We start from the raw sequence: 19,408 nt of genomic DNA, 5'->3' as shown, positions 1-19,408 counted from the left end.
CGTCGACAACGCTCGGGACGAGGACAAAAACGGGCAGGCACAAAAACAAGAGCGATACTAGTACGGCGCATGAAAACCCTGACGACGACGCAAGAGCTGGCCGATTTCTGCAAGGCCGCCGAAGGCTATCCCTATATTACGGTCGACACCGAATTCCTGCGCGAGCGGACGTATTACTCCAAGCTGTGCCTGGTGCAGCTGGCGGTTCCGTCCGAGGATGAAGACAGCGCTGTTCTGGTTGATCCGCTTGCCGATGGCTTGTCGCTTGACCCGCTTTACGATCTTTTCCGGAACGAAAGCGTGGTCAAGGTGTTCCATGCCGCCCGCCAGGACCTTGAGATTTTCTGGGTCGAGGCCGGCGTCTTTCCCAAGCCGCTGTTTGACACACAGGTCGCAGCGATGGTGTGCGGGTTTGGCGAACAGGTTGGCTATGAAACTCTGGTCCGGAAAATCTGCAAACAAGGCGTTGACAAGACCTCTCGGTTCACCGACTGGTCCCGGCGTCCTCTCACCGATGCTCAAAAAAACTATGCTCTGGCAGACGTGACGCATCTGCGCGGGATCTATGAATACCTGGCCGCAGAACTTGAAAAGACGCAGCGCAGCCATTGGGTTGCCGAAGAATTGCGGACGCTGACACAGCCTGCCACATATGACATCCGCCCTGAGGACGCATGGAAGCGGGTAAAGACGCGTACGAACTCGGCCAAGTTTCTGGCCGTAGTGCGGGAATTGGCGCAGTTTCGCGAAGCCTATGCGCAGGAAAACAACGTGCCACGGAACCGCGTATTCAAAGACGACGCGCTGATCGAGCTGGCATCGACCAAACCCAAAACACATTCGGATTTGGGCGGATCCCGCCTGTTGTTGCGCGAAGCCCGCAAGGGGGCGATCGCCGAAGGTATTCTGGCCGCAGTCCAGCGTGGCGTGAATTGCCCGCCCGACAAATTGCCCAAGGTCGACACTTCGCGCGACAAGCTCAAGGTCAATCCGGCGCTGGCTGACCTGCTGAGGGTTCTGCTGAAGTCCAAGACCGAAAGTTCAGGTGTGGCGGCGAAATTGATCGCCACAAGTTCGGACCTGGATCAGATTGCGGCCGGCGAGCGGGATGTTCCAGCCTTGTCGGGATGGCGGTTCGAGGTCTTTGGCGAGGATGCTCTCAAGCTGTGCGAAGGCAAGATTGCCCTGGCGGCCAAAGGACAGTCGGTCAAGGTCGTGTCCCTGTAACGGCGCTTACCGGCGCCGTGATTCCAGTGCGTTCTGCTGTCCGACCACGCGGACCAGCCGAATACCTTGCAGTTCCTGATTCGAGATATTGATGGCGTCCGATACCATCCGAGTACGTTCCGACCCTTGCGGTGTCTCATAGCTGGGGTAGTTCACGCGGAACACAAATTCCAAAGTTCCGTTCTTCTGGTTTTCTTCCTTTTCAACAGGAACCAGACGCGCATTGTACGCCCCCTGTCGGACAGCCGTGCCGGACGCATAGATGATCGCGCCGGAGGGGGTCGGGTCGATACGCAATTCGTCGATCTGACCAATTGGAATGCTGGTGTCTTCGGCATCGGGGCGTGAAAACAGACCGGTACCTTCGCTTTGCTTCGGAACCAGCGCGTCGGCGGCATTTGGGTCGGGCGGTGTTTCGGCTTCGACAGATCTGCTGGATCCGAACCAGTTTGACGGGTTCACCCGAGAGTCACGCCAGCTGCTGCATGCAGTCAGGGTCAGCGTGGCGATGATGAGAACGGACAGAGGTTTTTGCATGGACCCACAGACTTTCACACGAGTTCAGGCAATGGGTTAGCGCAATTTCTTCGCGTTGAAAAGCCACCGCGGGGGCTGGACAGTGGCCAGCGACCGGCTTAGGTCACAATTGTGAATGCAATCAAAGGATCACCGCATCATGGCCACGCCCGCCTTTGAAGAGATTGTCGAGGATTTCGAGTTTCTCGAGGATTGGGAAGATCGGTATCGCCATGTCATCGAGCAGGGCAAGGCAATGGAGCCGTTGGACGACGCATTCAAGGTTCCGGCGACAAAAGTGCATGGATGCGCCAGTCAGGTCTGGCTGCATCCGATGATCGATTCCGGCGTTTTCAAGTTCGATGGTGACAGCGACGCACTGATCGTGCGTGGCCTGATCGCTGTTCTTCGGGCCTTGTACAACGGTTTGCCCGTGGCCGAAGTTCCCAAAGTCGATGCGGGGGCTGAACTGGCACGCCTTGGGCTGAACGATCACCTGTCCGCTCAGCGCTCAAACGGCCTGCGGTCGATGATCGAACGCATACGGCAGGTCGCACAGGAGAACGCCTGACCTCATTTTGGGCGGTTTGCCCAGTCCGACAGCGTGTTTTCCAGATCGCCGTAACCGGTGAACCGGCGTTCGAATTCAAGCCCCATCCGGTCTGCGCATTCGCGCGCGCGTTCCGTCAGCTCTGGGCTGTCGATCTGGGCCTGATAGACAAGTTTGGTGTAATTGCCGAAATACATGTCACGCAGTTCCGGGTGGCGGTCCAGGCCAAGGGGCTTCCAGACAAAAGCGTCGAATTGCCGGGCCAGGAAATCTGTCAGATAGAAAGCGGTTGTTTCGTCTTCTCTGCGGTCCTCAAAGGCCTGGTTTCCTTCGAAGAAGGAATAGCAATGGGGGCCCTTCACCATTTCGACCCCAAGTTTTTCGCAGGCGGTCTGAAGCAGCCCCCCGGTCCCGCAATCGGCGTAAACGATGTAGATCTTGTCAAAATTGCCTTGATGCCTGGCTACGGCGTCTTCCACGGCCTGGGTGATCCGTTCCGGGTGAACGTGCAGGATCGCCGGCAGGCAGGTCAGAGCCATGTGATCCCAGCCATTCCTTGTTTTGATGTCCAGTATTTCGCGCGCAAGAGCGCCGCAGGCAATCAACAGGATGCTTCCCTTGCCTGTATCGTCATAACCTTTCGTGGTCAGGCTTGCATCATCTGGCAGGGATTCGTTTGACATCACTTGGTATCCTACGGGGCTGTTCCCATAGGAGGATGATTGCGGCCATTGGGCAAGCCCCGATCCGACATCTCATGTCAGGCTGCCGACGCATGCGCTTCGAACGCGGTCAACAGGGGCCGGGCCAGCGGGCCGTACGCGGCAAGCCCATTCAACGTCAGTTCCGGAAACAGCGACTGGATTTCCTGCCGTGCGGCGGAACCGAGACTGTCCCAGATTTGCGCGCCGGGATGAAAGCTCTCGCTCAGGCAATCTTCGGCCCAGAGCAGCTCGTGGTGATCGAACAGCAGGTGGATGTAGGTCACCAACCCTCCGGGCCGCAGCATGATGTCGGACCCGTTCACGAGATGTTTGGCAGGCGCCAGGGCTTCGCTATGTCCGGTGTGCAGCTCGAGACGCCAATCCCCAATCAGCATGCGGTGCTGTTGTGACACCATAAGGTCGCGCGTGTTTCCGATGGCGCCCGCTTTGAAAAGAACAGGCGCATGCGGACCCGTTGCCTTGACGGTTCGTCGCCCCATCCAACGCAGGGTTTGCAGCCCATGATCATGGGTTTCGATCCGGTCGCCAACGGACAGGGTATCAATCGGCCGCGCGCCTTGCTCGGTGCGGATCATCGTTCCGGGGGTAAAGCAGGGCACCAGATCCCAATCCTCACGGCGGGATGTCAGGCCTGAATACCGGTTTCCGGCAAGGCTGTTGAGCGTGATCGAGCGGACAGGGCCAGCCTCCAAAGCGGCTTGGTCCGAATTGTCCGAGAATTCCGGCATCAGATAGGTGTTGCCATCCACATCCTGCGCCACAACTGCGGTAATCCTGGCAGTTGATCCGTCAAAATAGGTGATCGTGGCGTTGTAGACCGAAGTGCCATCGAATGTCTGAGGCGGCCCGCCATCGATCGAAAACCGATCATTGGCCGACATGTTGTTCATGTTGTAGTACGAACCCGGATTGCCGACTGCGCTCCAGGTGACGCTGTTGTGAGCCAGCGGATCGTCGGACCCGCCAAAGGTTTTCCCCACAAGCGCCGAAGCGTTTTCAGCTGTGTTGTTGCCTTCGAAACTGTCGATATCGGCTAGCTTGCCGAGCGAGATGGCTGTGAACGTAGTCGGCACGAGACCCCCTTGCGATGTGGATGCCTCGTTCTTTTAGACCTGCTTTGATTTACAATTGGATAATCCGGATCTTCCGGTGACAAAGCGCTTCAGAATCGAAAAGGCCGCCCGGATCGGACGGCCTTTCAATCAATATTCTCCGGGTCTTAGCCAGCCAGTTGGTTGTGCTTGCGGCCCACGAATTCCTTGGCGGTTTCCACTGCAACAGCTGCGTCGCGGCAATAAGCATCCGCGCCGATGGCCTTGCCGAACTCTTCATTCAGGGGCGCGCCGCCGACCAGAACGATGTAATCGTCGCGGACGCCCTGTTCGACCATCGTGTCGATGACCACTTTCATGTAAGGCATCGTAGTGGTCAGCAGGGCCGACATGCCCAGAATGTCGGGTTGTTCGTTTTCCAGCGCTTCCAGGTAGTTTTCGACCGGGTTGTTGATGCCCAGATCGACAACTTCGAAGCCAGCGCCTTCCATCATCATCGAAACAAGATTCTTGCCGATGTCGTGGATGTCGCCCTTCACGGTGCCGATGACCATCTTGCCGACGCGCGGTGCTCCGGTTTCGGCCAGCAGCGGCTTGAGAATGGACATGCCGCCCTTCATCGCGTTTGCGGCCAGCAGAACTTCGGGGACGAACAGGATGCCGTCGCGGAAGTCATGGCCCACGATGGTCATACCGCCAACCAGAGCCTTGGTCAGGATGTCATAAGGTGTCCATCCGCGTTCCAGCAGGATGTTGGTGCCTTCTTCGATCTCTTCCTTCAGGCCATCGTAGAGATCGTCGAACATCTGCTCGACCAGTTCGTCATCATTCAGTTCGGACAGGACGATGTCTTCTTCGTCGGACATGGGGTGTTCCCTGTGCTGGGCGGGCAATCGGCCCGTGGTGGCATTTTTTCCGTTTTGGCCAAAACGTCGCATCCTGACTGTGACGATTGCGACGTCGGTCGTTTCGGGACCGACCTATAAGACAAAAAAAGCGGGGGCTCGATAGAAAAGTCTGCAAGATCATCCTGCGGAGTTTTCAACTCGCTTCAATCCGTTGGTGATTTGGCGGGGCTTGCGCCAAATTGGCGCCCCCTCTATGTTCGGGAGGGAACAAAAGAAGAACAAGCTGACATGAACATCGCGCGGACGATCAAGGCAAGAGGAACAACGACGAACGAAGCTGGTCGGTTTGAACGTTTTGTCACCACGGCAACCGAAGACGGGTGGGACATTGAAGAAGAATTGCCGCCGCTGCGTACCGAGACACGTGAAGAGGTTGCGCGCAGCGCTATTGCTTACAACCGATCCCCTGACTTGCCCTTCGATCGGTCGATCAACCCGTACCGGGGATGTGAACATGGCTGCGTTTACTGTTTTGCACGGCCCAGCCACGCGTATCTGGGGTTATCGTCAGGGTTGGATTTCGAAACCCGCCTGATCGCACGACCCAACATGGGACATGTTCTGCGCAAGGAATTGTCCGCCAGATCCTACAAAGTCGCGCCGATTGCAATGGGCACGAATACGGACCCGTATCAGCCGATTGAGAAAAAGCACATGATTACAAAGTCCTGCCTTGAGGTTTTGAGTGCGTTCAATCACCCGGTCGCAATCGTCACCAAGGGTACTCTGATAGAGCGGGATCTGGAGTTGCTTGCCGACATGGCAGGCCGGGGGCTGGTACGGGTTGGCATTTCGCTGACCACGCTGGATGCGGATTTGTCCCGCCGGATGGAACCAAGGGCACCGTCGCCACTTCGGCGGCTGCGCGTGATCCGAGCGCTGACGGAAGCGGGCATTCCGGTGCGCGTTATGACATCACCCATCGTGCCGGGGCTGACGGATCATGAACTTGAAAGCCTGCTGGAAGCCGGGAAAGAGGCTGGCGCGGATGCCGCTAGCTGGATCATGTTGCGCCTGCCGCGCGAGGTTTCGCAGCTTTGGCAGGGCTGGCTTGCCGATCATGAGCCTTCGCGGGCGGAAAAGGTCATGTCCAAACTGCGGGAAATGCATGGGGGGCGGGATTACGATCCGCGTTGGGGGCACAGAATGCGGGGCGAGGGTGAGTATGCCGGGATCATCGCTCAAAGGTTTTTGAAGTCCTGCAAACGTCTGGGGCTGTCCGTAAGATCGGCCCCGTTGCGTTGCGACTTGTTTGCGGTGCCGCCGCAGCCCGGAGACCAACTGAGCCTGTTCTGAGGTCATGCGCCCCGGCATGTCCGCTGCTGTCTTGCGCGGGAAAATACCGGGTCTTCGCGCTCTCATTGCTTGAGCCCAAACAAAAAGACCCCGGCAGTACCGGGGCCTTCGGAACAGATCTTCGTGAGGCGCGTATCAGCGATTTTCGATATCCACGTAATCGCGCAGCGTTTCGCCCAAGTACAGCTGACGCGGGCGGCCGATTTTGTTTTGCGGATCGGCGATCATCTCTTTCCACTGGCTGACCCAGCCAACGGTGCGCGACAGGGCGAAGATCGGCGTGAACATCGAAGTCGGGAAACCCATCGCTTCGAGGATGATGCCCGAGTAGAAGTCGACATTCGGGAACAACTTCTTTTCGGCGAAATACGGGTCTTCCAGCGCTTCGCGTTCCAGTTCCTTGGCAACCTGCAATTTCGGGTTGTCCTCAACGCCCAGCAGATCAAGAACTTCGTCTGCCGATTGCTTCATCACTTTGGCGCGCGGGTCGAAATTCTTGTAAACGCGGTGACCAAAGCCCATCAGGCGGAACGGATCGTTCTTGTCCTTGGCGCGGGCAATGAACTCGGGAATGCGATCAACTGTGCCGATCTCTTCCAGCATTTCCAGGCAGGCCTGATTTGCGCCACCATGAGCCGGACCCCAAAGGCAAGCGATGCCGGCGGCGATACAGGCAAACGGGTTTGCCCCCGACGACGACGCCAGACGCACGGTCGATGTCGAGGCATTCTGTTCGTGATCCGCATGCAGCGTAAAGATGCGGTCCATGGCGCGGCTGAGGATCGGGTTGACCTCATATTCCTCGGCAGGAACGCTGAAACACATGCGCAGGAAGTTCGACGCATAGTCCAGATCGTTGCGCGGATACACGAAAGGCTGACCGGTGTGGTACTTGTAGGCCCATGCAGCAATAGTCGGCATCTTGGCGATCAGACGATGCGATGCGATTTCACGCTGCTGCGGGTCCGAGATATCCGTTGAATCGTGATAGAAGGCCGACATCGCGCCGACGACGCCGACCATGATGGCCATCGGGTGCGCGTCGCGGCGGAAACCGCGATAGAAATACTGCATCTGCTCGTGCAGCATGGTGTGGCGTGTGATCGTGGTCTCGAATTTCTCAAGATCCTTTGCCGCCGGCAGTTCTCCGTACAGCAGAAGATAGCAGACTTCGAGGAAATGCGATTTCTCGGCCAGTTGGTCGATCGGATAGCCCCGGTGCAGCAGTTCGCCTTTTTCGCCGTTGATATAGGTGATGGTGCTGTCGCAGCTTGCGGTCGAAGTGAAGCCGGGATCGTAGGTGAAGACGCCGGCCTGACCATAAAGCTTGCGGATATCAATGACATCCGGACCAGCGGTCGGAGAATGAACAGGCAACTCGTACTCTTTGCCGTGAACGGTCAGAGTGGCTGTTTTGTTGCTTTCAGTCATGGTTGTCCCTTCTTCATTCATGCGCACGCCAGAGATACCTCCGGTGATACGGGCAATGACTGCGCGTGGACGCGCAGTCCGGGTGTAAGCGGAGCAGCGTTACCCGTTTATGAAGCTTGGGTTATTTCGCTGCTTCAGAAAGCCGCGCCAGGGTTTCTTCCCGTCCCAGCACAAGCATCATGTCAAAAACCGAAGGCGTAACGGCACGACCCGCCAGAGCGGCCCTCAGCGGACCGGCCAGCTTGCCGAACTTGAGCTCCTTTGACTCGGCAAAGGAATTCAGTGCCTCCTCCAGTTCGTTCCGCGACCAGCTAACATTTTGCAGATGCGGCGTCAATTCCGTCAGTATACCATCGGATACAGTTGCCAGCGCCTTTGCGGCTTTTTCATCCGGAGCGATCGGGCGGCTTGTCAGTGCAAAATGAGCCTTTTCAAGCAGTTCAGGGAAGGTGCGCGCCCGGTCCTTGAGGCAATACATCGCACGTTCCAGATCACTGGATTGTGTCTCAGTAAGGGGCGGAAGGTCTGCTGCGGCCAGATATGCTTCGATCTCTTGCCGCAATGCAGCATCGTCCGAGATTGCGATATGTTGTCCACACAGGTTTTCAAGCTTTTTCAGATCGAACCGTGCAGGGCTTTTGCCGATCCCATCCAGATCGAACCAGTCCTTTGCCTGCGCGTCCGTGAAAAACTCATCGTCGCCATGGCTCCAGCCCAGCCGGGCCAGGTAATTGCGCATCCCGGCTGCGGGATAGCCCATGGCCTGATACTCCTGCGCTCCAAGCGCACCATGGCGCTTGGACAGCTTCTTGCCATCAGGCCCGTGAATCAGCGGGATATGCGCCCAGACCGGAACGTCCCAGCCCATGGCTTCGTAGATCATCATTTGCCGCGCGGCATTGTTGAGGTGATCGTCGCCGCGGATGACATGGGTGACGCCCATGTCGTGATCGTCGACGACGACTGCCAGCATGTAGACGGGTGTTCCGTCCGAGCGCAGAAGAATCATGTCGTCCAACTGGTCGTTGCGGATGCTCACATCGCCCTGAACCTGATCGTGGATCACGGTCACCCCGTCCTGAGGCGCCTTGATGCGTATGGCAAAAGGTGCATCCGGATGTGTCGAGGGATCGGCGTCCCGCCATGGGCTGCGGAACAGGGTTGATTTCCCTTCGCTGCGCGCTTGGTCCCGGAAAGCCGCGATTTCTTCCTGAAACGAGAAACATTTGTATGCTTTGCCCTCGGCCAGCAACTGATGCGCGACTTCGGCGTGACGGGCGGCCCCTTCGAACTGGCTGATCACATCACCGTCGTGATCAAGGCCAAGCCAGGCCATGCCCTGAAGGATCGCGGCGGTCGCCTCGGGTGTCGAACGTTCGCGATCGGTGTCTTCGATCCGCAGCAGGAATTTGCCACCCCGACCACGCGCATACAGCCAATTGAACAATGCAGTGCGCGCGCCGCCGATATGCAGGAAACCGGTGGGCGAGGGGGCAAAACGAGTGACGACCTGTTCAGTCATGGTGAGGATTAACCTTTTGGTAACCGTATCTGGCATAGTTTGACGCCTGTCTAACGAGCCCGAAGGACGGGGGCAACCATGCGTGTTCTTGCACGGGTCGAGGCCGCGCTGCTGCACCAGACAGGCTACCTTTTCCCCTGGACGCCGGTTTTGCTGGCGACGGGGATTGGTCTTTATTTCGGCGTCCGCGTCGAGCCGGATCGGTCAGTTTATGCCGGTCTTGTCTGTCTTGGAATTGCTCTAGTCGCCTTGCGCCGCCGGCTGCCACCGGGGGTGGGAACGTTGGCAATCGGGGGGGCGCTGATCGCTGCCGGTTTCATTCTGGCAGGCGTTCGCGCCCATATGGTGGCGGAACCGGTTCTGTCGTGGCGATATTATGGCCCTGTCGAGGGGAGGGTCGTCGCCATGGATCGGTCTGCCTCGGATGCGTTGCGGTTGACGCTTGATCAGGTACGCATAGGGGATGTGCCTCAGGAGCGCAGGCCGCAGCGCATCCGTCTTTCCGTTCATGGTCCGGCGGGCACTATCGCACCGGGGCAGCGCATTATGACCACCGGTCATCTTTCGCCGCCGCAAGGCCCGGTCGAGCCCGGAGGGTTCGACTTTCGTCGCCATGCCTGGTTTCAACGATTGGGCGCGGTCGGTTATACCCGCGTCCCGGTCATGACCATCGCACCCGCGACAGAGGGGATTGCCGGACCATCGCACCCGCGACAGAGGGGATTGCCGGCATTCGGGTCACTGCGATCCGCATGGCCATTTCGCAGCGGGTCAGGCAGATCCTGCCCGGAGAAATCGGTGGATTTGCCGCGGCCGTCACCACCGGAGATCGCAGCGGGATGGGGCAGGAGACGCTTTCATCCTTGCGGGCGTCCAACCTTGCGCATCTGTTGGCCATTTCCGGGCTTCACATGGGGCTTCTGACCGGTTTCGTGTTCGTGGCTTGCCGATTGGGTCTGTCGCTGTGCCCTCCTGTGGCGTTGCGACTTCCGGTTCGGAAAGTGGCCGCTGTGCTCGCGCTTTGTGCCGCAACCCTTTATCTGTTGTTGTCCGGGGGGAACGTTGCAACCGAACGGGCCTTTGTCATGGTCAGCGTCATGCTGGGGGCCGTGTTGATCGACCGACGCGCGATTTCGCTGCGTGCGGTTGCTGTTGCCGCCGTGATCGTTCTGGTTCTTCGACCCGAGTCGCTGCTGAGCCCCGGATTTCAAATGTCGTTCGCCGCAACCACAGCCTTGGTCGCCGTCTTCGGAGCGTTGCGAGAGGTAGGCCCGTTACCCGGCCCAAACTGGTTGAAACCGGTCGTTGGCGTGGTGATGTCATCGGCAATTGCAGGTCTTGCGACAGCCCCCATTGGTGCGGCGCATTTCAATACGATGTCCCATTACGGTCTGCTGGCAAACCTGCTTTCCGTTCCCGTCATGGGGCTTCTCGTCGTACCCTCTGCCGTCGTCGCTGCATTTCTTGCCCCGTTTGGACTGGAGGCACTTGCCCTGACCGTCATGGGGTGGGCATTGCATTGGATCCTTACGGTTTCCGACTGGGTGTCGAACCTTGAGGGGGCGCAGGGTTTTGTGGTCAGCCCGCCATGGTACATCCTGCCACTGGTCGCATTCGGCGCCTTGTGGATGGCCTTGTGGCAGGGACATGCACGGCGGGCCGGAGCAGTGCCTGTTGTCCTGGCATTTCTGCTTTGGAACTCGGGGCACAGACCGGATGTTCTGATCGCTGAAAACGGCGGATTGGTAGGGGTCATGACCGACAAGGGGCGGGCCCTCAGTAAAAGCAAAGGCAGCGGGTTTGTCGCCGGTGTCTGGCTTGAAAATGACGGGGACGGCGTTGATCAGATCGAGGCGGCGCTCAGATGGCCGGACGGCAGCATCGTTCAACGTTACCCGCTGAAGGACTATGAGATCATCCATATCACCGGAAAAAGGGCGGCGCGCGCGTTTGACGAATGTCGGGACAACCAGATCATCATCTCGGCTGTTGCGCTTGCCCTGCAAGGTCCGTGCGGGGTGTTCGATCCGGAACGGTTGTACGAAACCGGCAGCCTGTCGGTTTCGAACGGAAAGCTGACCTCAAGCGCAGACATGACCGGCCATCGGCTTTGGTCCCCGAAACCTGCCGGGGACCGTCATTCCAAGCAGGCTCAATAGGTGCGGATCAGTCCGACCAACCGGCCCTGAACCTTGACCTTCTCTTCGGGCAGGACGCGCGTTTCATAGGCCGGGTTTGCAGCCTCCAGCGCGATTGCATTGCCGCGGCGGAAGTACCGCTTGAGGGTCGCTTCCTGATCTTCGACCAGAGCAACCACAATGTCGCCGTTATCCGCGGTCGAGGTTTCCCGGATGACGACCACATCACCGTCATTGATGCCGGCATCGATCATCGAATCACCGCGAACTTCCAATGCATAATGCTGACCCTGTCCCGAAACCATGGGGCCGGGGACGGCCACGTGATGCGAAACATGGCTGATTGCTTCGATGGGAACACCGGCTGCGATCCGGCCCATGACTGGCAGCTCCAGCGCGTCCACCGATACAGGCTCCACGTTCGCAGGGCGGGGACCCTTGGGCCTGTCACCTTCGATAACGCGGGGTGTAAAGCCGGCCGTTGGCTCGCCGCCAAGGCTTTCGGGCAGTTTCACAATCTCAATGGCCCGAGCGCGATGGGCAAGGCGGCGGATAAACCCGCGTTCCTCCAATGCGGTGATCAACCTGTGAATGCCGGATTTCGACCGCAGGTCGAGAGCAGCCTTCATTTCATCAAAACTGGGCGGAACACCGTCCGCCTGCACGCGTTTGTGGATGAATTCCAGCAAATCCAATTGCTTCTTGGTCAGCATCGCTCACACCTCGTCGCTCATGCGTTTTCTTTTGTTCTACGCATGTTCACGTTTTGTGTCAATGAATTTGAGGGCAGGTCAGATCGGCAGGTATTCGACCATTTCCCCGATGTCGCGCGCCGGATCGTTTGGGGCGCGGACCAACAGCGCGTTGGACTGGGCCAGTACACTGAGAAGCGAACTGTCCTGATCTGCGCAAGCTTCGATACCGGCATCCGTCACCACGGCGCGCATATAATGTTCGCGCGGGCCATTCTCGGGCAAAGGACCACTCAGCCGGGCCGTGCGGAAGGAGGGCAGCACCTGTTCAAGCCCCAGCATCCGGCGCACCATCGGAGCCAGAAACAGATAGCCGCAGACCATGGCGCTGACCGGATTGCCCGGTAACCCGACCATGGCCGCGTTGCCGAGACGACCGGCCATCAGGGGTTTTCCGGGGCGCATTCGGATCTTGTAGAAGGATTGCTTCATTCCCAACCCCTGCGAGACGTCCGACACGAGGTCATAATCGCCAACCGACGCCCCGCCGATCGTCACGACCAGATCCGCCCCCTGCGCAAGGCCAAAGGCCGTTTCGAGCGACGAAACAGTATCCCGCGCGATCGGAAGCACGCGCACCACAGCCCCCAATCCTTCGAGCATTGCCTTCAGCCCAAACGTGTTCGACGCAATGATCTGATCCGGGCCGGGTTCTTCCCCGGGCATGACCAACTCGTCTCCTGTCGAGATGAGGGCGATCACGGGTTTGCGCGAAACCGGGACGCGGGGGATGTTCATAGCGGCCATCAAGGCCACATCTTCCGCGCGGATCAAACGCGGGGCCGATATGGACGTGCCAGCCTTGAAATCCACACCAGCGGGCCGAATGTTGGTTTTGGCGCCGGGTGTGTCCGTGATTGTCAGAAGATCGCCGCGGCGGTCCGTATCCTCTTGAATCACAACGAAATCCGCACCCTCGGGTACAGGGGCGCCGGTATAGATGCGAACGGCCTGTCCTGGGCCTACAGCGCCTTCAAAACGACGCCCGGCCGCTGACTCGCCCACGACTTTGAACATGGCGTGCAGTTCGACCTCGTCAGATTTGACCGCATAGCCATCCATGGAAGAGGCGGCAAAAGGCGGTTGATCCCGCGTGGCGGTGACGTCCCGCGACAGAACGCGCCCTGCGGACTGGGCCAGTGGAACCTCTTCCGCCGGCAATGGCCCCACAAGATCGAACAACAGGGCGCGCGCCTCTTCGACAGTAATCATTTCGCCTCGTAACGCCCTGATTTGCCGCCATCTTTAAGCAGAACGCGAATGCCGCCTATCTCCATCGCCTTATCGACGGCCTTGGTCATGTCGTATACCGTCAAGGCGGCTGTCGATACGGCGGTCAGCGCTTCCATCTCGACTCCGGTCTGGCCCGAGGTCTTTACGGTGGCCTGGATCCGAACACCGGGCAGGTCCGGGTCAAGTGTAAGCTCGACCGCCACTTTGGTCACCGGCAAAGGATGACACAGCGGAATGAGGTCCGGCGTCTTCTTTGCGCCCATGATGCCGGCCAAACGGGCAATGCCCAGAACATCGCCCTTCTTGGCGCGACCTTCGGAAATGATTTCAAAGGTTTCAGGCGCCATCCTGATGTGACCTTCGGCAACGGCGACACGATCTGTCACCTCCTTGCCCGAGACATCGACCATATGTGCCTGACCTTGGGCATCGAAATGGGTCAGTGGCATCACATCACTCCGGGGATCAGCGGGTTGGACAGGATATGGCGCGTTGCGGCTTCGACATCGTCCTGGCGCATCAGACTTTCTCCGATCAAGAAGCAGCGGGCCCCATACCGCGCTATGTCCCTCAGATCGTCTGGCGTGCCCAATCCGCTTTCGCAAACGATGGTGCGATCGGCGGGCACCAGCTTGGACAGGCGGCGCGTCGTGTCGAGCGTTGTCTCGAAGGTCTTCAGATTGCGGTTGTTGATACCGATCAGCGGGCTTTTCAGCTGTGCCGCGCGTTCAAGCTCTGCTTCGTCGTGGACTTCGATCAGAACGTCCATCTCCCAATCGAATGCAGTGTTTTCCAGTTCAGCCGCCTGATCATCACTGACCGAGGCCATGATGATCAGAATACAGTCCGCCCCCAGGGCGCGAGCTTCGACCACCTGATACGGGTCGTACATGAAATCCTTGCGCAAAGCGGGCAGGGATGTCGCCTCGCGTGCTTGCGTCAGGTACTCTTTCTTGCCCTGAAAACTGGGGGTGTCGGTCAGGACGGACAAACATGTCGCGCCACCATCTTCATAAGCCTTTGCAAGAACGGGCGGGTCGAAATCCGGCCGGATCAGCCCCTTGGACGGGCTGGCTTTCTTGATCTCGGCGATCAGGCCATAGCCTTGCCGCGAGGCGTGTTGCAGCGCATTGGCAAAGCCACGGGGCTCCGAGGCGGCCCGTGCCTCACCTTCCAGTGTTTCCAAAGATTTCCGGGCCTTGTCCGCCGCGACCTCTTCCAGTTTGTAGGCTTTGATTCTGTCCAGAACGGTTTCGGTCATGCGGCTTCCTGTGTCTTGGCGGCCAAGGCCGTGATTTTGTTTTTGGCATTGCCACTGTCGATGCTTTCAGCAGCCATGGCCACGCCTTCGCGCAGATCATTTGCCGCTTCGGCGACGACCAGAGCGGCGGCCGAATTCAGCAGCACCGCGTCACGATACGCTGACGGGGCACCGTCCAGCAAAGCCCGGAACGCAACGGCGTTTTCCTCGGGCGTGCCTCCGATGATGTCCTCGAAAGGATGCACGGGAAGACCAGCGTCTTCTGGGTGCAGTTCGACCTCTTTCACCATCTCGTCTTCCAGAGCGGCGACCCAGCTGATGCCGGTAATCGTGAGCTCGTCCGTCCCGTCCGAGCCATGCACCAGCCAGGCCCGGTCCGAGCCCAGCAGGCCAAGCGTTTCGGCCATCGGGCGGATCAGGTCGCGGCTAAAGGCACCGGTCAATTGCCGTTTGACGCCAGCAGGGTTGGTCAGGGGGCCGAGAATATTGAAGATCGTGCGCGTTCCCAGTTCTTGCCGGGACGGCATCACATGGGCGATGGCAGGGTGGTGCATTGGCGCCATCATGAAGCCGATTCCAACGTCTTTCAGCACATTTTCAACGACTTGCGGGCCAACCATGACGTTGATGCCCATCTGGCCCAATGCATCCGCCGCGCCGGATTTGGAGCTCAGGTTGCGATTGCCGTGTTTCGCGACCGTGACTCCGGCACCGGCCACGACAAAAGCGGTCGCGGTCGAAATATTCAGGGTGCCTTTGCCATCGCCACCGGTGCCGACGATATCCATCGCCCCCTCGGGTGCGTTCACGGCATTGCATTTCGCGCGCATCACGGCCGCCGCCGCGGCGTATTCATCGACCGTCTCGCCGCGTGTTCGCATGGCCATGAGCAAACCGCCGATCTGGCTGGGCGTGGCTTCACCATCGAACAATATGGCAAAGGCCTTTTCGGCCTCGGCACGTGTCAAAGGACGATCGGCTGCGGCTCCGATCAGCGGTTTAAGCGCGTCGCTCATGCCGGGACTTTCAGTTCTTGCAGGAAGTTCTTGAGAAGGGCGTGGCCGTGCTCGGATGCGATGGATTCCGGATGGAACTGCACACCGTGGATCGGCAATTCCTTGTGTTGCAGCCCCATGATGGTGCCGTCGTCCAGCTCGGCCGTGATCTCGAGGCAATCGGGCAGGGTCTCGCGCTCGACCACCAGCGAATGGTATCGGGTTGCTTCAAAGGGTGAGGGCAGTCCGGCAAACAGGCCTTTGCCGGTGTGCTTCACCGTGCCCATCTTGCCATGAACGATCTCATGGCATCGAACCACCTTGCCGCCAAACACCTGACCTATGGTCTGATGGCCCAGGCAAACCCCCAAAAGCGGCGTTTTGGTTTCGGCCGCAGCTTGTGTCAGTGCCAGGCAAATCCCCGCCTGATCCGGATCGCAGGGGCCAGGGCTCAGTAGGATGCCGGCAGGGTTCATGGCCATCGCTTCCTGCACATCCAGCGCATCATTTCGGCGAATGACCATTTCGGCACCAAGTTCGCCTAAATAATGTACCAAATTGTAGGTAAACGAGTCGTAGTTGTCGATCAGCAGCAGCATTTGGGCACTTATCTTCGCTTGGGCATTTCGGGCTGGCGATGCAGCCCCGGGCCACGGTATAATGTCCGCACATACATGCTCAGGCTTGAGCGGCAGCGTCAAGAGGACATACCGTTTCTGACGCGTTCAATTGGCCGAGCGCCACACCAGATGGCGCAGAGCTGGACGAGGCAGAGGAAAGAGGCGAAAGGCAGGAAAATGGGCGGATTTTTCGGAGGAATGGTCGCGGGCGCGATCGTTGTTTTGATCTTGGGCGCGGTCGTGTCTCTCAAGACGCCGATGGTGAATACCCCGGTTGTCGCAACCGAAGCACCGGCACCGACGATTTCTGAAACGCCCGAAGCTCCGGCTGAAGTGGCTGAGGCCGGTTCTGACGCCGATCTGGTGGAACTGGCTCCGCGTGCGCCAGAAGCCGCCGATGAGGCCAGCGAGGATCTGGCCGATCTGTCGGGTCTGGAAACATCAGTCGATTCCCAGCCAGTTGTCGGCGCCGCAACGGACGAATTGATCCAACCGGAATCAGCAGATGCAAATGAAGTGTCATTCGTGATCGAAGCACCCGCCGCCCTGCCAGAGCCAAGTCAGGTTCCCGCGATTCAGCCAGACGATGTGCTGCCTGCGGTCATTGATGAAACACCGGCCCCGCCAGCCGAGCCCGAGAACACCGAGATGGCCGCGCTTGCGCCCGAACCGGACCCTCTGCCACAGGCAGCGCCAGAACCGGAGGCAGAGTCGACAGAGGCCGAAGAACAGAACCCCTTTGAAAACAGCCCGATTGCCGTGGAAGGCGATGAAGACACCATGCCACGTGAACTGCCGCGCATCGCTGCGCTGCCCCAGATCGGGGGCGAGCAGAAAGCAAGTGCCAGCTCGATCATCGGGAAACGCGTCGTACCGTTGACGGAACGCGATGATGAACCCGTCGTGGAACAGGCCTCGGCTGAACAGCCGAAATCGGACAAGCCGATCGAGCGTTTTGCGGCAAAGTTCGAAAACCCCGAATCCAAGCCGCTGATGTCCATCATTCTGATTGATGACGAGGGTTCATTCGGGTCCGAAGCGTTGCAGGACTTTCCGTATCCGATCAGCTTCGCCGTGAACCCATCGGACCCTGATGCGACAGAAAAGATGGCACGCCATCGCAAGGCCGGGTTCGAGGTGCTGGCACTGGCGGATCTGCCCGAGGCGGCAAGTGCACAGGACGCCGAGGTGTCGCTGTCGGTGTGGCTGGATACCCTGCCGGAAACGGTTGGTATTCTGGAAGGTGTGAACAGCGGGATTCAAGGCAATCGCAAACTGGCCGATCAGGTCGCCGCGATTGCTGCGGGAACCGGTCGTGGGCTGATTACGCAGGACAATGGGCTCAACACCGTTCAGAAACTGGCGGCGCGAAACGGAATTCCGTCCAGTGTCGTTTTCCGCGATATCGACGGCGCACGGCAGGACCCCAAAATCATGCGCAGGTTCCTGGATCAGGCCGCTTTCCGTGCCGGTCAGGAAGGGACAGTGGTCATGCTGGGGCGCGTGCGTCCCGAGACGATTTCAGCCCTGTTGCTGTGGGGGCTGGAAGATCGGGGCAACCGCGTGGCAATGGCTCCGATCTCGGCAGTCATGATGAAAAACGTGCAGTGACCAGTGCAGAAAGCAACGAAAAGGGGCGGTGATCATCTGACCGGCCGCCCCTGTTTTTTTAGCCGTTTCCGTTCCCGGTAAACCGCGCTGCGTCAGCTGCTGCGCGCCGTATGGCGTTGGATTTATGAACGGTTTCCATAAACTCGGCTTCGGGATCGCTGTCATAGACGACGCCACCGCCGGCTTGGATATAGAGTTTCTGATCTTTCACGATGGCCGTGCGCAGGGCGATACACATGTCCATGTCGCCGCCCGCGCTGAAATAGCCGACGCCGCCGCCATAAACGCCGCGTTTTTCAGGCTCCAACTCGTCGATGATCTCCATCGCGCGCACTTTGGGCGCGCCCGAGACGGTGCCCGCAGGCATCCCGGCAAAGAAAGCGTCCAGCGCGTCTTTGTCTTCGGCCAGTTCGCCCACCACGTTCGACACAATGTGCATCACGTGGCTGTAGCGTTCGATGATGAACTCTTCGGTCGGGCGTACTGTTCCGATCTTTGATACGCGACCGGTATCGTTGCGACCCAGATCCAGCAGCATCAGATGCTCGGCCAGTTCTTTCTTGTCGGCCAGCAGATCAAGCTCATTCGCCTTGTCTTCTTCTGGCGTCGCGCCACGGGGGCGGGTGCCTGCGATGGGACGAATGGTGACTTCATTGCCGAACACACGCACCAAAATCTCGGGGCTTGCGCCCACGACCTGGAAACCGCCGAAGTTGAAATAGAACATGAAGGGTGACGGATTCGTGCGCCGCAAGGACCGGTAGAGAGCAAATGGCGGCAGCGGAAAATCCTGCGTCCAGCGCTGAGCAGGAACAACTTGGAAAATGTCACCCGCGCGGATGTATTCCTTGGCCTTTTCAACCGCCTTCATATAGCCGGACTTGGTGAAGTTCGACACCGGTGGGGCGACTTCGCGCGCGTCACCCAGATCGCGGGTTTCTGCGGGCATGGCACGTTCCAGATCGCGGACCGCATCCATTACACGCTCAGCCGCCTGCGCATACGCAGCTTTGGCCGATTGACCGTCACTGGCCCAGGCGGGTGACACCACTGTTACCTCACCCTTGACCCCATCCAGCACCGCGATGACAGACGGGCGCAGCATGATCGCATCGGGCAGACCCAGGGGATCGGGGTTCACATTCGGAAGGTGTTCCACCAGCCGAACCATGTCATATCCCAGATACCCGAACAGCCCGGCAGCGGCCTGCGGCAAGTCATCGGGCAATTCTATACGGCTTTCGGCCAGAAGCGCCCGCAGGTTGTCCATCGGGTTGCCATCCTGAGGCGAGAACGCCTCGGAATCGAAACGGGCCGAGCGGTTCAGCTCAGATGTTTCGCCGCGACAGCGCCAGACCAGATCAGGTTTCATACCGATGATCGAATAGCGGCCACGCACCTCACCGCCTGTCACCGATTCCAGCATGAACGCGTCTTTCTGCGCGCCCGTCAGCTTGAGCATCAGTGACACAGGTGTGTCCAGATCGGCGGCCAGACGTGTGTAAACAACCTGGTTTTCGCCCGCTTCAAAGGCGCGCGCGAAGGTGTCGAATTCGGGTGTCAGGGCCATA

19 protein-coding genes are annotated in these 19,408 nt (G+C 59.1%); 6 read left to right on the top strand and 13 right to left on the bottom strand.

Annotated features, from left to right (window positions below; genetic code table 11):
• Positions 1–69 precede the first annotated feature (69 nt).
• Positions 70–1,227, top strand: a complete 1,158-nt coding sequence (gene rnd, locus NOR97_RS08260) for a ribonuclease D (RefSeq protein WP_257598793.1) — start codon at positions 70–72, stop codon at positions 1,225–1,227.
• A gap of 6 nt (positions 1,228–1,233) precedes the next feature.
• On the opposite strand, the gene NOR97_RS08255 is transcribed toward rnd, so the two are convergent.
• Positions 1,234–1,764: a hypothetical protein gene (locus tag NOR97_RS08255; RefSeq protein ID WP_170344137.1), complete on the bottom strand. Its 531-nt coding sequence runs from the start codon at positions 1,762–1,764 to the stop codon at positions 1,234–1,236.
• A gap of 139 nt (positions 1,765–1,903) precedes the next feature.
• Between NOR97_RS08255 and NOR97_RS08250 the strand changes: the two genes are divergently transcribed.
• Positions 1,904–2,314 carry a SufE family protein gene (locus NOR97_RS08250; RefSeq protein WP_170344138.1) on the top strand — a complete coding sequence of 137 codons (411 nt, stop codon included), beginning with the start codon at positions 1,904–1,906 and terminating at the stop codon, positions 2,312–2,314.
• Positions 2,315–2,316: 2 nt separating this feature from the next.
• Here the strand turns inward: NOR97_RS08250 and NOR97_RS08245 are convergent, their stop codons facing one another.
• From NOR97_RS08245 to NOR97_RS08235, 3 genes are all read right to left on the bottom strand, one after another.
• A complete protein-coding gene (locus NOR97_RS08245) occupies positions 2,317–2,976 on the bottom strand; it encodes a DUF1638 domain-containing protein (protein ID WP_257598792.1) in 660 nt (219 codons plus the stop codon).
• 77 nt (positions 2,977–3,053) lie between these two features.
• A complete protein-coding gene (locus tag NOR97_RS08240; protein WP_257598791.1) occupies positions 3,054–4,091 on the bottom strand; it encodes a Hint domain-containing protein in 1,038 nt (345 codons plus the stop codon).
• Positions 4,092–4,237: 146 nt separating this feature from the next.
• On the bottom strand, positions 4,238–4,936 hold the full coding sequence (locus NOR97_RS08235; RefSeq protein ID WP_152458104.1) for a B12-binding domain-containing protein: 699 nt from the start codon (positions 4,934–4,936) through the stop codon (positions 4,238–4,240).
• Between the two features lie 270 nt (positions 4,937–5,206).
• On the opposite strand from NOR97_RS08235, the gene NOR97_RS08230 reads away from it, so the two are divergent.
• On the top strand, positions 5,207–6,274 hold the full coding sequence (locus NOR97_RS08230; RefSeq protein WP_257600814.1) for a PA0069 family radical SAM protein: 1,068 nt from the start codon (positions 5,207–5,209) through the stop codon (positions 6,272–6,274).
• Positions 6,275–6,409: 135 nt separating this feature from the next.
• On the opposite strand, the gene gltA is transcribed toward NOR97_RS08230, so the two are convergent.
• Both gltA and gltX read right to left on the bottom strand, forming a co-directional pair.
• Positions 6,410–7,705: a citrate synthase gene (gltA, locus tag NOR97_RS08225; RefSeq protein WP_257600813.1), complete on the bottom strand. Its 1,296-nt coding sequence runs from the start codon at positions 7,703–7,705 to the stop codon at positions 6,410–6,412.
• A gap of 121 nt (positions 7,706–7,826) precedes the next feature.
• A complete protein-coding gene (gene gltX / locus NOR97_RS08220) occupies positions 7,827–9,227 on the bottom strand; it encodes a glutamate--tRNA ligase (protein WP_257600811.1) in 1,401 nt (466 codons plus the stop codon).
• A gap of 78 nt (positions 9,228–9,305) precedes the next feature.
• Between gltX and NOR97_RS21155 the strand changes: the two genes are divergently transcribed.
• Both NOR97_RS21155 and NOR97_RS21150 read left to right on the top strand, forming a co-directional pair.
• A complete protein-coding gene (locus tag NOR97_RS21155) occupies positions 9,306–10,151 on the top strand; it encodes a ComEC/Rec2 family competence protein (protein WP_306979958.1) in 846 nt (281 codons plus the stop codon).
• Positions 10,067–11,386 (top strand): ComEC/Rec2 family competence protein, encoded by a 1,320-nt coding sequence (locus NOR97_RS21150; protein WP_306980013.1) that lies wholly within the window; start codon positions 10,067–10,069, stop codon positions 11,384–11,386. Before NOR97_RS21155 ends, NOR97_RS21150 begins: the two co-directional genes overlap by 85 nt.
• Here the strand turns inward: NOR97_RS21150 and lexA are convergent.
• From lexA to NOR97_RS08185, 6 genes are all read right to left on the bottom strand, one after another.
• Positions 11,380–12,078: a transcriptional repressor LexA gene (gene lexA, locus NOR97_RS08210; protein ID WP_152458099.1), complete on the bottom strand. Its 699-nt coding sequence runs from the start codon at positions 12,076–12,078 to the stop codon at positions 11,380–11,382. The genes NOR97_RS21150 and lexA overlap by 7 nt on opposite strands.
• 78 nt (positions 12,079–12,156) lie before the next feature.
• Positions 12,157–13,329, bottom strand: a complete 1,173-nt coding sequence (gene glp, locus NOR97_RS08205; RefSeq protein ID WP_257600810.1) for a gephyrin-like molybdotransferase Glp — start codon at positions 13,327–13,329, stop codon at positions 12,157–12,159.
• Positions 13,326–13,799: a cyclic pyranopterin monophosphate synthase MoaC gene (gene moaC / locus NOR97_RS08200; protein WP_171725424.1), complete on the bottom strand. Its 474-nt coding sequence runs from the start codon at positions 13,797–13,799 to the stop codon at positions 13,326–13,328. Before moaC ends, glp begins: the two co-directional genes overlap by 4 nt.
• Positions 13,799–14,611, bottom strand: coding sequence for an indole-3-glycerol phosphate synthase TrpC (trpC, locus tag NOR97_RS08195; protein WP_257600809.1), 813 nt, complete (start codon positions 14,609–14,611; stop codon positions 13,799–13,801). The genes moaC and trpC overlap by 1 nt, the downstream gene beginning before the upstream one ends.
• A complete protein-coding gene (trpD, locus tag NOR97_RS08190) occupies positions 14,608–15,627 on the bottom strand; it encodes an anthranilate phosphoribosyltransferase (RefSeq protein ID WP_257600808.1) in 1,020 nt (339 codons plus the stop codon). The genes trpC and trpD overlap by 4 nt, the downstream gene beginning before the upstream one ends.
• Positions 15,624–16,205 (bottom strand): aminodeoxychorismate/anthranilate synthase component II, encoded by a 582-nt coding sequence (locus NOR97_RS08185; RefSeq protein WP_257600807.1) that lies wholly within the window; start codon positions 16,203–16,205, stop codon positions 15,624–15,626. Before NOR97_RS08185 ends, trpD begins: the two co-directional genes overlap by 4 nt.
• Before the next feature lie 198 nt (positions 16,206–16,403).
• Here NOR97_RS08185 and NOR97_RS08180 point away from each other — a divergent pair, with 198 nt between their 5' ends.
• Entirely contained in the window at positions 16,404–17,837 is a 1,434-nt protein-coding gene (locus NOR97_RS08180) for a polysaccharide deacteylase family 2 protein (RefSeq protein WP_257600806.1), read from the top strand.
• Positions 17,838–17,895: 58 nt separating this feature from the next.
• Here the strand turns inward: NOR97_RS08180 and trpE are convergent, their stop codons facing one another.
• Complete coding sequence (trpE, locus tag NOR97_RS08175) at positions 17,896–19,407, bottom strand: anthranilate synthase component I (protein WP_257600805.1); 1,512 nt, start codon at positions 19,405–19,407, stop codon at positions 17,896–17,898.
• Position 19,408: the final 1 nt, after the last annotated feature.

Origin of the sequence: Ruegeria sp. YS9 (genome assembly GCF_024628725.1) — a bacterium.
Taxonomy (GTDB): Bacteria; Pseudomonadota; Alphaproteobacteria; order Rhodobacterales; family Rhodobacteraceae; genus Ruegeria; species Ruegeria atlantica_C.
The sequence above is the reverse complement of the archived record's forward strand: the minus strand, read 5'-3'. Positions and strand labels throughout refer to the sequence as shown.